At 59.6% G+C, this 14,879-nt stretch carries 9 protein-coding genes and 1 pseudogene; 7 read left to right on the top strand and 3 right to left on the bottom strand.

Annotated features, from left to right (window positions below):
* Positions 1 to 6: 6 nt before the first annotated feature.
* A complete protein-coding gene (locus tag J1G37_RS27075; RefSeq protein ID WP_207046652.1) occupies positions 7 to 3,099 on the top strand; it encodes an efflux RND transporter permease subunit in 3,093 nt (1,030 codons plus the stop codon).
* A 134-nt stretch (positions 3,100 to 3,233) separates the two neighbouring features.
* Positions 3,234 to 3,875, top strand: coding sequence for a DUF1345 domain-containing protein (locus J1G37_RS27070; protein ID WP_207046650.1), 642 nt, complete (start codon positions 3,234 to 3,236; stop codon positions 3,873 to 3,875).
* Between the two features lie 52 nt (positions 3,876 to 3,927).
* On the opposite strand, the gene J1G37_RS27065 is transcribed toward J1G37_RS27070, so the two are convergent.
* Positions 3,928 to 5,562 (bottom strand): autotransporter outer membrane beta-barrel domain-containing protein, encoded by a 1,635-nt coding sequence (locus J1G37_RS27065; RefSeq protein ID WP_242551760.1) that lies wholly within the window; start codon positions 5,560 to 5,562, stop codon positions 3,928 to 3,930.
* On the opposite strand from J1G37_RS27065, the gene J1G37_RS29090 reads away from it, so the two are divergent.
* Positions 5,512 to 5,916, top strand: coding sequence for a hypothetical protein (locus J1G37_RS29090; protein WP_242551759.1), 405 nt, complete (start codon positions 5,512 to 5,514; stop codon positions 5,914 to 5,916). The genes J1G37_RS27065 and J1G37_RS29090 overlap by 51 nt on opposite strands.
* Positions 5,917 to 6,441: 525 nt before the next feature.
* Here the strand turns inward: J1G37_RS29090 and J1G37_RS27060 are convergent.
* Positions 6,442 to 8,508: a hypothetical protein gene (locus J1G37_RS27060; RefSeq protein ID WP_242551758.1), complete on the bottom strand. Its 2,067-nt coding sequence runs from the start codon at positions 8,506 to 8,508 to the stop codon at positions 6,442 to 6,444.
* Positions 8,509 to 8,673: 165 nt separating this feature from the next.
* Positions 8,674 to 10,650, bottom strand: a complete 1,977-nt coding sequence (locus J1G37_RS27055; protein WP_207046644.1) for a hypothetical protein — start codon at positions 10,648 to 10,650, stop codon at positions 8,674 to 8,676.
* A gap of 246 nt (positions 10,651 to 10,896) precedes the next feature.
* Here J1G37_RS27055 and J1G37_RS27050 point away from each other — a divergent pair, with 246 nt between their 5' ends.
* From J1G37_RS27050 to J1G37_RS27035, 4 genes and pseudogenes are all read left to right on the top strand, one after another.
* On the top strand, positions 10,897 to 11,970 hold the full coding sequence (locus tag J1G37_RS27050) for a LacI family DNA-binding transcriptional regulator (RefSeq protein ID WP_207046642.1): 1,074 nt from the start codon (positions 10,897 to 10,899) through the stop codon (positions 11,968 to 11,970).
* A gap of 88 nt (positions 11,971 to 12,058) precedes the next feature.
* Positions 12,059 to 12,841 carry a TIM barrel protein gene (locus tag J1G37_RS27045; protein ID WP_207046640.1) on the top strand — a complete coding sequence of 261 codons (783 nt, stop codon included), beginning with the start codon at positions 12,059 to 12,061 and terminating at the stop codon, positions 12,839 to 12,841.
* Entirely contained in the window at positions 12,834 to 13,775 is a 942-nt protein-coding gene (locus J1G37_RS27040) for a sugar kinase (RefSeq protein ID WP_207046639.1), read from the top strand. Before J1G37_RS27045 ends, J1G37_RS27040 begins: the two co-directional genes overlap by 8 nt.
* A gap of 45 nt (positions 13,776 to 13,820) precedes the next feature.
* Positions 13,821 to 14,747 (top strand): annotated as a pseudogene (locus tag J1G37_RS27035) (MFS transporter); the annotation flags it as partial.
* Positions 14,748 to 14,879: the final 132 nt, after the last annotated feature.

The following is a 14,879-nucleotide window of genomic DNA, read 5'->3' as shown; positions in this document are numbered from 1 at the left end:
TCCGCCATGCCGCAGTTCTTTATTGACCGCCCGATCTTCGCTTGGGTGGTGGCCCTGTTTATCCTGCTGGCGGGCTTGCTGGCCATCCCGCAGTTGCCGGTGGCGCAGTACCCCAACGTCGCGCCGCCGAAAGTCGAAATCTATGCGGTGTACCCTGGCGCATCGGCGCAGACCCTGGATGAGAGTGTGGTCAGCCTGATCGAGCAGGAGCTCAACGGCGCCGATCACCTGCTGTATTTCGAATCCCAGAGCAGCCTCGGCTCGGCCACCATCACCGCGACCTTCCAGCCGGGCACCGACCCGGAGATGGCCCAGGTCGATGTGCAAAACCGCCTCAAGGCCGTTGAGCCGCGTCTGCCACAGGCGGTGACCCAGCAAGGCTTGCAGGTGGAGAAAGTCTCCGCTGGCTTCCTGTTGTTGGTCACCCTCACCTCCAACGACGGCAAGCTGGATGACGTCGCGCTCAGCGATTACCTGGCGCGCAACGTGATGAACGAGCTCAAGCGCCTGGACGGCGTGGGCAAGGCGCAGTTGTACGGCGCCGAGCGCGCGATGCGCATCTGGATCGACCCGCAGAAGCTGATCGGCTTCAACCTCACGCCGGCCGATGTGAATGCGGCCATCAGCGCGCAGAACGCCCAGGTCTCGGCCGGTAGCATCGGTGATTTGCCAGGCCCAAAAACCCAGGAAATCACCGCGGCGATCCTGGTCAAAGGCCAGCTGTCGACCCCGGCAGAATTCGCCGACATCGTGCTCAAGGCCAACCCGGACGGCTCCACCGTGCGCGTCGGCGACGTGGCGCGGGTGGAAATCGGCAGCCAGGAATACCAGTTCTCCACGCGCCTGAACGGCAAGCCGTCCACCGCCGTCAGCGTGCAATTGGCGCCCGGCGCCAACGCGCTGAACACCGCGACCCTGGTGCGGGCGAAGATGGACGAGCTGTCGCGCTACTTCCCGGCGAACGTGGAGTACAAGATTCCGTACGACACCTCGCCCTTCGTCAAAGTCTCGATCACCAAGGTGGTCTACACCTTGCTGGAGGCCATGGCGCTGGTGTTTGCGGTGATGTTCCTGTTCCTGCAGAACGTGCGCTACACGCTGATCCCGACGCTGGTGGTGCCGATCGCGCTGATGGGCACCTTCGCCACCATGCTGTTGCTGGGTTTCTCGATCAACGTGCTGACCATGTTTGGCATGGTGCTGGCCATCGGCATCCTGGTGGACGATGCGATTGTGGTGGTGGAGAACGTCGAGCGGATCATGGTCACCGAGGGTTTGTCGCCCAAGGAAGCCACGCGTAAAGCCATGGGCCAGATCACTGGCGCCATCGTCGGCATCACCCTGGTGCTGGTGGCAGTGTTCCTGCCGATGGCGTTCATGGCCGGTTCGGTGGGGGTGATCTACCAGCAGTTCTCGCTTTCGATGGCCACCTCGATCCTGTTCTCGGCGTTCCTCGCCCTGACCTTGACCCCCGCGCTGTGCGCCACCTTGCTCAAGCCGATTGCCAAGGGCGAGCACCATGCCAAGGGCGGTTTCTTCGGCTGGTTCAACCGGCGCTTCGAGCAGCTCACCGACCGTTATGAAGGCTGGGTGGCCTACGCCCTCAAGCGCAGCGGCCGTTACCTGCTGATTTACCTGGTGCTGTTGGTGGGCCTGGGTTGGATGTTCACACGCCTGCCCTCCTCGTTCCTGCCGGTGGAAGACCAGGGTTACACCATCACCGATATCCAGCTGCCGCCCGGCGCCAGCAAGAACCGCACGGTGCAGGTGGCCGAGCAGATCGAAGCGCACAACGCCGGTGAGCCGGGGGTGGGCGACACCACCATGATCATGGGCTTCAGCTTCTCCGGTTCGGGGCAGAACGCCGCGCTGGCCTTTACCACGCTCAAGGATTGGTCGGCGCGCGGCAGCGCGGATTCGGCCATGGCGATTGCCGACCGCGCCAACGCCGCGTTCAGCGGGCTCAAGGATGCGATTGCCTACGCCATCCTGCCGCCGCCGGTCGACGGCCTGGGCACTTCCAGTGGGTTTGAGTTCCGCTTGCAGGACCGGGGTGGCGTCGGCCATGCGGCCTTGATGGCGGCGCGTACCGAGTTGCTCGAGACGGCGGAAAAGAGCCCGATCCTCGCCAACGTGCGCGAAAGCGCCCTGGCCGAAGCGCCGCAGGTGCAATTGCAAGTGGACCGCAAGCAGGCCAACGCACTGGGCGTGTCCTTTGCCGATGTGGGCAATGTGCTGTCCTCGGCGATTGGTTCGGCCTACATCAACGACTTCCCCAACCAGGGCCGCATGCAGCGGGTGGTGGTGCAGGCCGAGGGCGACCAGCGCAGCCAGGTGGCGGATTTGATGAAGATCAATGTGCGCAACAAGGAAGGGAAGATGGTGCCGCTGTCGGCATTTGTCGAAGCCAAATGGACCCAGGGCCCGGCGCAATTGACGCGCTACAACGGCTACCCGGCCATCGCCATCAGCGGCGAAGCGGCCCCGGGCCACAGCACCGGCGAGGCCATGGATGAAATCCAGCGCCTGGTCAACCAGCTGCCAGCGGGTTTGGGCCAGGAATGGACCGGGCTGTCGTTACAGGAACGCTTGTCCGGTGCCCAGGCGCCGTTGCTGTTGGGCCTGTCGTTGCTGATCGTGTTCCTGTGCCTGGCGGCGTTGTACGAAAGCTGGTCGATCCCGACCTCGGTGTTGCTGGTGGTACCGCTGGGCGTGCTCGGCGCGGTGTTGGCGGTGAGCTTGCGCGGCATGCCCAACGATGTGTTCTTCAAGGTGGGCTTGATCACCATCATTGGCCTGTCGGCGAAGAACGCGATTCTGATCATCGAGTTTGCCAAGGACCTGTATGACCAGGGCGAAGACTTGATCAGCGCGACGTTGAAGGCGGCACGCCTGCGCTTGCGGCCGATCATCATGACCTCGCTGGCGTTCATCCTTGGCGTGGTGCCGTTGGCAATTGCCACCGGGGCCAGCTCGGCGAGCCAGCAGGCGATTGGTACGGGGGTGATTGGCGGGATGATCACGGCGACACTGGCGGTGGTGTTTGTGCCGGTGTTCTTTGTGGTGGTGATGAAACTGGTCAGGAAGAACACCCGATAACCTGTGGGAGCTGGCTTGCCTGCGATGCAGGCGACTCGGTACATCTGGGATACCGAGTCGCCTGCATCGCAGGCAAGCCAGCTCCCACAAGGATCGGGTACAGTCTGCTCACACACCGTCAGTTGTGAGCCGCCATGCCCTTCCTCGCCCGCACCCACCCTCGCCTTTCCACCGCCGCCGTGCTGGGCCTTGCCGTCGGCATCCTGGTACCCGCCGACAGCCTCGCCAGCAAAATCCTCATCGGCTGGAACGCCGGCGTCTGGACCTACCTGGTACTGATGCTGTGGCTGACCATGCGCGCCAAGGCCCCGGACGTAAAACGCATCGCCGAAATCGAAGACGAGAACGCCGGGCTGGTGCTGTTCATGGTGTGCATCGCGGCCATTGCCAGCCTGGCGACCATCACCTTCGAACTGGTCGGCAGCAAGGACCTGCCCACCACCGCGCGCCTGCTGCACTACGGGTTCACTGGGCTGACGGTGATCGGTTCATGGTTGCTGATCGGGGTGATTTTCAGCGTGCATTACGCGCGCCTTTATTACACCTGGGACGGCAAGGAACCGGCGCTGCGTTTTGCCGAGGGCCTGACGACACCCAATTACTGGGACTTCCTGTATTTCTCCTTCACCATTGGCGTGGCGGTGCAGACCTCGGATGTGGGCGTAGCGACACGGTCCATGCGCAAGGTGGTATTGGGGCAGTCGTTGATCGGGTTCCTGTTCAACACCGCGATCCTGGGTTTCTCGATCAACATCGCCGCCGGGTTGTTCGGCTAAAGCAAAAAAGGGGAAGCCGAAGCTTCCCCTTTCAAATGACTGACCGCGCTGCTTAAAAGTCGTAGCGCACGCCGACGTTGACACCCCACGGCTGGTCGATCTGCTTGCCCTTGCTGGTTTCGAAGTCGGCATGCAGCTTGACGTTCTTCGATACCGACATGGCGACACCGGCGGCCAATTCGACACGCGAACCAAACACGTCGTTGTTGAAGGTCTGATCGTTGATCTTGACCTTGTTGCTGTGGTTGAACTCATGGGCAACCGCAGTGCGCAGGTACGGTTGCAACACGCCACCGCTGTCCAGCTGGATGTCCTTGCCCACCGTCACGCCCACTTTGCCGACCACCGACGCCGAACGATCACCCTTGGCGTGCAAACCGTTGTCCAGGTCGTAGCTCTGGGCCTGGATGATGGTTGCCGACAGTTGCGAGTACGGTTCGACAAAGAAGCCGTCGTCAAGCTTGATATGGCGGCCCACTTCGGCCGAGGCACCCACTGCATTCTGCGTGTAGTTGCCTTTGGCTTTCTTGCCATCGCTCATGGTCACATCGACGTTGTTGTGCAAGCGGTTGAGCTTGGCGACACCATCGAAGTACAGGCCGCTTTCATCATCCAACCAGGTGGCGTAGGCACCCAGGTAGTAGCTCTTGACGTCAGCTGTGCTGCCACGCTGCAGGTCCAGGTCCGAGGTGCTGTGACCGGCCATCACACCCGCCAGCCACTGCCCGTCACCGCCGGACAACGGTGCATCGGCACCGATGGTGAAACCCTTTTGGGTTTGCGCATAACCAGCGCCGTTCTTGTTGGCGGCCACTTCATACTTGTTGCCGTAGCTGCGCATCCACAGGCCGTTGTCCTTGTGTTCGCTGAAGCGCAGTTCCCCCATGCGGGTACGCAGGATGGACGACTCACCGTACAACACGGTCGGCGCGCTATTGAACAACGCCAATACCGAATGGGCGCTGGTACTGGTGCGGCGGCGCGTCGGGTCGAGCAACCAGTCGGTACCGTCCTTTTGCAGCCCGTAGGCAAAAGCACCAATGTCCACGGTTTCGCCCAGCAGGGAGAACTGCGCATCGCCGCCTTCGGTGTGTACTACCTTGATCGGCTCGCCACGGGCCAGCTCCGAACCGGTGGCGGCCAACAGCAGGCTGTGATTGCCCTCGGCCTTGCCTTCCACGTTGAGGAAGTCGGTCTGGTGCGTGGAGAAGTCGGTGTGCATGACGAAGGTGCCTTCGCCTTCCAGGCTCTTCACATCCAGCTGATAGAACTCATCCTTGCCACCAAAATGCACCTCCCCGCCGCCCATTTTCAGTGCTTCGACATTGCTGTCGCCCACCAATACCCAGCGGGAAGCCTCGTTCACACTCAACTCAGCCACGTTTTTCAGCTGGCCAGTCAGCCAGGAGCCGTTGTTGAGTTGTACTTTGGCGGTGCTGCCCTCTTCGGCGACAATGTCGCCCTCCAGGAAACTTCGGTCGACGTTCATGTTGGCCAAGGAGCCGCCGGTGACTTCAAGGATATTGCCGTTACCGCCCTTGAGGGTCGAACCGTTACGAATCTGAATATCGGCATCAACCAGCTCGCCGGCCTTTGAACTTTCGACCAGGATGGCAGCACCGGTTTTGCCTTCTACATGCGCGCCATTGAGTACCAGCGTATTGGGCGCATCAGTGCTGCGGTCCATATCCATCCGCACGCCATTCTGACCGCCTGTGATCAGGCTATTGTTCGCGACGGCCTGGCCAAACAGATACAAGCCAACGCCATTGTCAGCAGTGCCTTCAAGTTCGGCTCCGTTGAGTTCCAGCGTGCTGTTGCCACTGACACTGGCGCCACGCGTAGTGCCTTTGATGAGGCTATTGAATACGGAGGCGGTTGCGCCTTCATCAACGCCGACTCCGCGGGAAACAACCAAGCCGATGCCATTACTGTGAGTGAGCGTGCTGTTGTGTATAGAAAGCGTACCGCCACTCATGAAGACCGCTGCGGGCTGCGTGGCGCGCGCAGTAACCTCGGCGCCACTGAGACTCACGGTTGAATTGAATGCAGTGATGTCTTGAGTCTTGCTGCCCGCGTTAACCGTCAACCTCGCAGACTGCGCGCGAATTTGCTTGGTGGTTGCCCCTTCTACCGTGAGGCCAGAGCCAGACCGCAGTTCGAAGCTGTCTGGCGGAGGGCCAGGGCGAACCGTTTCATTTGGGCCGGTTACCACGCGGGCTTCAGCAACACCCGCCATAAGGACCAGCAAAGAGACTGCGTTTGCCTTCAAGGCAACACTTAAAGGGCTGAGTTTAAAATTGAAAATTGACGACATTGGACGAACCTCTGGGTTTGGCATTCCTTGAAGGAAGAAATTGGCCGGTACCGAAGAGCGTGGGACCTTGCCAATCAAGCGGCGCCAAGTTACCCAGAGTTGTTCCCTGTTTATGTAGGATTAATCTTAAGTACTATTGCTAATAGTCGATGGAGAACGTGTGAATGAGGATGTTGATTCGACCTCGCCTCTCACACCACGAAACCAAGGAGCAGCGTGGCTGCTCCTTGGCCGTTTTTTCACAACACCTCAGGGGGCCGCAGGGACCGTCGTGTTATCGCAGTAGGTGGGAGAAGCACCGGCTTTGATCGCACGCATCACGTGGAAGGCGTCACTGGATGTCAAAGACCCCGACGGCAATTGAATCGTGTAGTTGATCCGTGCCGACCCGAACAACCGTACTCCATAGTTAGGCTGGACAAGCTTCATGATGGTGGAGAACGGTCCCAGGTCCACCTCAAACCCCAGCGCAATCATGGGCGCTGTAAGCGGAAGGGAATTCGTGAAACTGGCGGCTGCCGTTACTTCAGTCGTGCCGGTGTTGTCGCTGTAGCCTTTCCAGTCCACCCGGACCACCATAAACGGCTCGAACAAGCTTGATGGCGGGATAAACACCCTGATATTCCCATCCGTATTCAACGGCCTCAACGTACTGCAGTTGATGAGGCCGGGTGGACCGCCAATCAGCTCAAGGTTTCGCACCTCTGGCTGGGCGAGAGACTGAACATTGGCCTGTACATCCACCTGTGTGAAAACGGACTCCTGCCGATTCGTGCCGGTTGCCGCACTGATGGTGTAATACACCTGCTTCAGAGGCGGCGCATTACCATGCTTGGCAATCAGCGGCCATGGAATCTGCAGCGGTGGCACGACAAGCTGGCCGGCCATTCCCCCCGTAATGGCACGCGTGGCTGCCAGGTCCCCCTCGTAAAAAAGTCGGATGACAAAATCTTCAGCATCAGGGGTCGGAGTTTCGTCCCATAACGTGATATGGGCATTCGCTGGCCGGTTGGCGTGGGTTGGCAATAACTCATTGTCATCACCCTCGACCCCGCTCGCATCCACCCCTTTGATTACGACGGCGTCCAGATCGGTGTTCACCAGGTCCGGTGGGTCCGTCGGGGTGGGGCCGACCACGTGCAGATTCAAGTTGATCTGCGTCGGCGGCGCAGGCGGATACGTAACGGATCGACGTTTGATGACGTACGTAGCCGTGAGCGGCAGGTCCCCCGTCGAGGCACCATAGAGGCTGGCCAATATATAGTAGGGAACCGGAATAGGGACTGGAAAGCTGGTGCTTCCTAGTGGGGTGCTCACAATGGTTTCAGTACCGACACTCGTCGAAAGCGTAAGATCAAAGAAATCCCCGTCATCGCCCCGCTGAAAATCATCATAGGCCTGGATCCGCACAATCATCCCGAAGTCCATGGACACGTCGACCCGGTCAAGCAGGCCGTCACCCGGAAACGCCCTGTTGATCAATGGCGCTTTCAGGTTTCGTGGGCCCGGCATCAATGCCACATCGAACGAGCGCGAGGAGGAAAGCCGACTTACGTTACCGGCAGCGTCCAGCAGTTCATACCGAAGGGTGTTGAAGCCGTCCGGCCCCGCCTCTACGACACTTTTGGGCAATGGGAACCTCAAATCCGTCACCGGCCAATCCACATCGGTAGAGGGTGGATCAGGTGCATAAGGAGTATCAGAACCATTGTAGTACAGCCTCAGGGTGTCCCCTGGTGCGCGCCCAAAGGCAACGTAGTCAGGAATCGAAAAAAACAGTCGATCATTGGGCGGTGCCGGAAAGTCAGTCAAATCAATCGGCAGTGTCACACCGGCCGGTAGAATGGGCGCGGGAGGGTTACTCGGAGAGGATGCATAAGGCGCATCGGTATCGACAATCAGGCGCGCCGGGTCCGACTCACTCAAGTTCGGAATACGGACGATAAACACCTCGTACTTCATGTCCCAGATGCCCGGGGGCCGCCTGCCTCGGACGATATTCGTGGTGGCAAAGGCTTCGGGAAGCGTCACATCAAAATTATGTTTGAACGTGATGAACGGCTCACCGTATTCAGCATCATCCGCAGGTTTTATAAACACACGTACAGTATCAGGGTTGCTCGGATCGGTGCTGTAGTCTGCCCAGCGCGGAAAACGCAGCTCCATATTTTCGGCTAAGGCCTGCTCCCGGTAAATCAAACCCGGAAAACCTGGAACAAAATCAAACTCCGGCGCATCCAATTCCGCCAACACCGCCGGCGGCGGATTTTTAGCCGCATTGAGTTTGGCAAAATAATCTCGCGTTTTTTTGTTCATCATTAATCTCCATTGAGTGACCCATCTGGAATGACGAACAACAGCACTAATACTATTCGATTAGCCCAGATCATTTTTTACAACTGTTTACCCGACTAAAAACAGCACTTCCCGATTTCAGATTTCGTAAAGTCGCTTTATCCCAAGCACTTCGTCGTCACGTTATTACTTATGCCCCATCAGCGTCGGTACACCGTCACTCGAACAACTGATGACATCGCCCGCCTTGCAAAACCCAACTGTTGGGTAAGCCAAGTCAACCCTGAACCGCCGAAGGACCGATTGACCAATCTTCGATGGGCCGCGCCACACCTCATACCAGGCTTGTGCAGTGCTTCGAAGACGCAACGAATACACCACAGGATCGAATGGCGCGACGGTAAATTTCAGCCCATTCGCCAAGTCCATGGGGGTGCTAAAAGACTGACGCTCGGCGAACCGGCTTTCCTCCACAACCGGATCATCCCAACCATTATTGTTATAGCCATGGGTAAAAAACCGGATTTCATCGTTCAGTTCAAAATCGGCATGAGGTACCACTTCCCAAGTGACTCCAAAAAAAATTTCCGGGGAGGAACAGCAGGTGAGGAAGGTCCCTGTCCCCCCGAGAAGCGTGTGACGAATAACCGGTACAGGAAAACTCGCCACAGCGCCCGTATTGACATTGACCAGGGTGTTTGCCGACTGCTGCTGGTTAACGCCATTATCGGTCGTGTAATACACAGGCAATGCGGGGTTGATGATGCCCTCCATGACCGCCCAAGGAATAACGCTGGAAAATACTAATTGGCCCCCCACTTCCCCCGGCTGCACCGTTTTGGTTGCAACGGGGCCGATACCATTCCAAAAGAACCGCAGCACTTGCCCTGGCTGTGGATCGTCATAAAGAAACACACGGGCACGGGCCCCCACGTCTTGGTCCCGATGATCGACTACATTGGGTTCGTCTGACACCAAACCGCGCACTTCAGCCAACGGCAAGTCGGGGTTGAGCAGCGCGGGCGCTCCCGCATGATCCTGCCCGGCAACCCTGAAATCCTGCTGGATACGTCGCGCAAATGAAGGGAAGGTCGAGAGGCCGCGAATGATCTCGTAACGAACTCGCACCTCCTCCGCTACCAGAACCGGCAACGGGCCACGCATGGTTAACCAGGGGATCGGCACCTCGGTCACCACGCCATCGAGCACCGGTGCATCGGCGACCGGACGATCATCCCAGAACACCCTGGCGTGATCACCGGAGGCCCAGTTCAGGTAAGGATCAATCAGCACCACCACCCCTGCCCTCGCATCATCACGCTTGATGAGGCTGTCATCGTAGGCAGGTGGCCGGATACGAGGCGCTGCAAGCGGTACTCCCGGACTCGCAATCAGGTTCAACACAAACGGCAAACCGGCACTGCGTGTACTGAAGTTACCGGCCCGATCGAACACCCGATAAAAGATAAAAGCTGGCCCATTGTTCAGCCTACGAAACGCGTCAGCTGCCAGCTCAACCACCAGCGGGTCTGAAATATTTTCAAGTATGTGAACGCCATCAGGCCCGGCCGCTGGCGGGTTTGGACTATTGGACAGGAACATTTCAATACGGTCTAGGCGACTTCGCCTCAGATAAGGCGGCACGTTGAACCTTACCGGGTCATTGGTCGCGAGATAGAGCTCATCGATACCTGTAACAGGTGGCGTCACGAAACTCAGTTGATCATCTGGTCGAAGCAGTTCCGGCCCATCCAAATCGATGGTCAAGGTTAACTTCGGGTCAAGCTCACTCGACTGTCCTTCCGAATCGACCACTCGATAAAACAACTCTACGGTGCCTGAACGCTCTCTCAGCATCAGCAACGGCACATGCACTTCAATAAAGGGCGGTAACGGAGGGGGGGGCGCATTGACGAGTCGGAAATCGGCCTGCCTTTCAATACCGTCCCGCAGCCAGATGAGGAACAGCCTGTGGGGCGTGTCTGCAGGCTCCGGCGCAGGTAGCCACCTGGGAACCCTCACCAACAAGTCCGTCAGCAGAAGGTGGACGGGCACCAAACCTTCGGGGTCGAGAGGATCCACACCCGGGATTTCCATCGGCCCAAGTGCCAGGACCGTTCCACTGTGTGTTAGTTGAGGCTGAGCAGGTGTGGATACAGACATTTTCTTTCTCCTGATGCGTGGCCGGCCGTAAACGCCTGGAAGCTATTCGCCTATTGAAGAAAGTAAATGCCAAATCAGCCGACTCGACTACTGTCAGAACTAACAGGCTAACGACCCATTCGTCGGCCTGGCGGGATAACTGCGACTATAAAAAACCGAAGATTAACTTGACGATTGCGCGTACCTGATGTCTTCTGAAACCGGTTTCAGCGCAATCCCAGCGCATACAATAAGAAAGGCTCTGCCATGACTTCATTTTCCGCCGCCCAGCGCAGCCGCGTGACCATGCTCGACGTGGCCCAACACGCCGGCGTGTCCAAGGCCAGCGTCTCGCGTTTCATCGGCGACGACCGCGCCCTGCTCTCCGATGCCATCGCCCTGCGCATCGAACACGCCATCGAACAACTCGGCTACCGCCCCAACCAGATGGCCCGTGGCCTGAAACGTGGGCGCACACGCCTGATCGGCATGCTCGTCGCCGACATCCGCAACCCCTATTCCATTGCCGTGATGCATGGCGTCGAAACCGCCTGCCGCCAGCACGGCTACAGCCTGGTGGTGTGCAACACCGACCGCGATGACGAACAGGAACGCCAGCACCTCGCCGCGCTGCGTTCGTACAACATCGAAGGGCTGATCGTGAACACCCTCGGCCATCACCTCGACCAACTGCTGGAACTGCAACGGGAAATGCCCCTGGTGCTGGTGGACCGCAAGCTCGCGCCGCTGCACAGCGACCTGGTGGGGTTGGACAACCCGGCGGCGGTGCGCATGGCCGTTGAGCATCTGGAGCAACAGGGTTATCGCGACGTGCTGCTGGTGAGCGAAGCCACCGATGGCACCAGTTCGCGGTTGGAGCGTTTGCACAGCTTCAAGGCCGAGATTGCCGGCCGCCCGCAACTGACCGGTGCAGTATTAGAGCTGGACGGCGAACTGGAAAAGTACTTGCAAGCCTTCCTCGCCAAACCCGGCCCCAAGGCACTGTTCTGTGCCAACGGCGTCGCCGCGTTGGCCTGCACCCGTGCGCTCAAGAGCCTGGGCTGCAGCCTGTTTGACGACGTTGGCCTGATCGCCCTGGATGACCTGGACTGGTACCCGCTGGTAGGGAATGGCATCACCGCCCTCGCCCAACCCACCGAAGCCATCGGCGCCAGCGCATTCGAGTGCCTGCTCAAGCGCCTGCGCGGCGATACCGAACCGACACGCACCCTGGATTTCATGCCCGAACTGATTATCCGAGGCTCAACACAATCCATTGTGGGAGCTGGCTTGTCGGGTCGCCGCATCGCTGCGATAGCGGAGCAACAGGCGATGGTGTAGTCGACTGACACGCCGTCATCGCAGGCAAGCCAGCTCCCACTTTTTGATTTGCGCTTAAAAATGAAACCGGTTTCAGAGGTCAATAACAATGCATAAATACCCCGTTTCCATAAGCCTTTCCAGCTACGGCGCCGACCTGGTTCGCCAGCAGGGCCAATTGAGTTTTGTCGAGCTGCTCGCCGCCGCCGGTGCCCAGCGCATCGAATGGCGTGAAGAGTTGCTCACCCACGAACAGCCCGCCGAACTGGCCCAGGCCGCCGCGCAGCATGACCTGGAAGCGGTGTTCTCTTCGCCCCTGGAACTATGGGTCGCCGGCCGCGCCCAACCGAATGCCGACCTCGCCGCCACCCTGGAACGGGCGCAGGCGTTCGGTTCACGCTGGCTGAAGGTCTCCCTCGGCTATTTCACCGACACCAACGACCTGGAAACCCTACACGCCCTGCTCAACCGCCACCCGGTGCAGTTGCTGGTGGAAAATGACCAGACCCTGCACGGCGGACGGATCGAGCCGATGCAGCGTTTCTTTACCGAAGTCGAACGCCTGGGCCTGCCGATCAAGATGACCTTCGACATCGGCAACTGGCAGTGGCAGGACCAATCCGCCCTCACTGCCGCGCGCCTGCTCGGCCGGCATGTGGACTACCTGCACTGCAAGGCCGTGGCCCGCCGCGCGGACGGCAAACTCGTGGCCCTGCCGCCCGGCGCCACCGACCTGCACCTGTGGGAACAATTGCTCAAGCACATGACTCAAGGGATTACCCGGGCGGTGGAATTCCCGCTGCAAGGCGATGACCTGATTGCGGTCACCGCGCAGCAGGTCACCGCCCTCGCCCACCTCGGCCAACCGCGTGCGGAGAACCCCCATGTCTGAGATCGATATCCTCTCGTTTGGCGAAACCATGGCGATGTTCGTCGCCGAACAAACCGGCGATCTGGCCCAGGTCGCGCAGTTCCACAAGCGCATTGCCGGCGCCGACAGCAACGTCGCCATTGGCCTGTCGCGCCTGGGTTTCAAGGTGGCGTGGCTGAGCCGCGTGGGCAATGACTCCCTCGGGCGTTTTGTGGTGGATACGTTGCAAAAAGAAGGCCTGGATTGCCGGCATGTGGCGGTTGATCCCCTGCATCCGACGGGCTTTCAGTTCAAGTCCCGCGAAGAAGCCGGCGCCGACCCGCAGGTGGAGTACTTCCGCAAGGGCTCGGCGGCCAGTCACCTGTCGGTCGCGGCGATCAGTCCGACCTTGCTCAACGCCCGTCACCTGCACGCCACCGGGATTCCGCCCGCGCTGTCCGAGGCGACCCGCGAGCTGTCGGTGGAACTGATGACACAAATGCGCAGCGCCGGCCGCAGCGTGTCGTTCGACCCCAACCTGCGCCCCGCGCTGTGGGCCAGCCAGGCGCAGATGATCCGCGAAATCAACGCCCTCGCCAGCCTGGCCGACTGGGTCTTGCCGGGCCTGGGCGAAGGTCGCCTGCTCACCGGTTTCGATGATCCGGCCGATATCGCCGCGTTCTACCTCGACCGTGGCGCCGAAGCCGTTGCCATCAAGCTCGGCGCAGACGGCGCCTATTACCGCACGCACCTGGACCAGGGTTTTATCGCCGCCGTGCCCGTGGCCAACGTTGTGGACACCGTTGGCGCCGGCGACGGTTTTGCCGTGGGCATGATCAGCGCCCTCCTGGAAAACCTCAGCTTCCCCGAGGCCATGCAGCGCGGTAACTGGATCGGCAGCCGTGCCGTGCAAAGTCGCGGCGACATGGAAGGTTTGCCCACCCGTTTGGAGTTACCCGTTCAAGCCGTTGCCTAACCCACTACCTGTTGCCACAACTACAACAAGCTCAGGAGCAACCCCATGGAAACCGTGAAACTCGCCACCCGCCGTTGGTGGTACATCATGCCCATCGTTTTTATCACCTACAGCCTGGCGTACCTGGACCGCGCCAACTACGGCTTCGCCGCCGCCTCCGGGATGGCCGAAGACCTGATGATCACCCCCGGCATGTCGTCGTTGCTGGGGGCGCTGTTTTTCCTTGGCTACTTTTTCTTCCAGGTGCCGGGGGCGATCTACGCGCAAAAGCGCAGCGTAAAGAAGCTGATTTTTGTCAGCCTGATCCTCTGGGGCGGCTTGGCCACGCTGACCGGCGTGGTATCCAACGCCTACATGCTGATCCTGATTCGCTTCATGCTTGGCGTGGTCGAAGCTGCGGTGATGCCGGCGATGCTGGTGTACCTGTGCCATTGGTTCACCCGTGCCGAACGCTCGCGGGCCAACACCTTCCTGATCCTCGGCAACCCGGTGACCATGCTGTGGATGTCGGTGGTGTCGGGCTACCTGGTGCAGCATTTCAGCTGGCGCTGGATGTTTATCATCGAAGGTTTGCCCGCCGTGCTGTGGGCGTTTATCTGGTGGCGCCTGGCCGATGAGCGGCCAAAAGACGCGAAGTGGCTCAGCGACAGCGAAAAGCACTGCCTGGAAACCGCCCTCGCCGCCGAACAGGTGGGCATCAAGGCCGTGAAGAACTATGGCGAAGCATTCCGCTCGCCGAAGGTGATCATCCTCGCGCTGCAGTTCTTCTGCTGGAGCATCGGCGTGTATGGCTTTGTGCTGTGGCTGCCGTCGATCCTCAAGGCCGGGTTGCAGATGGACATGGTCGAGGCCGGCTGGCTGTCGGCGCTACCTTACCTGGCGGCGGTAATTGGCATGCTCGTGGTGTCGTGGGGCTCAGACAAACTGCAAAAACGTAAACGTTTTGTATGGCCGCCGCTGCTGATCGCGTCCAACGATTCTGGACCCTAATTAACCGTTAGCTTTGATTTTATCAATGTAATTCAATGCTTTAACCTTAGTAACTATTTTTAGGTTTTTCGAGCGTGTTCTACTGAACCCCGCAAATGGAATAATCTGGGCGCC

This window comes from Pseudomonas sp. Marseille-Q1929, assembly GCF_017316265.1.
Lineage (GTDB): Bacteria > Pseudomonadota > Gammaproteobacteria > Pseudomonadales > Pseudomonadaceae > Aquipseudomonas.
This window is presented reverse-complemented; position numbering and strand designations above follow the sequence as displayed.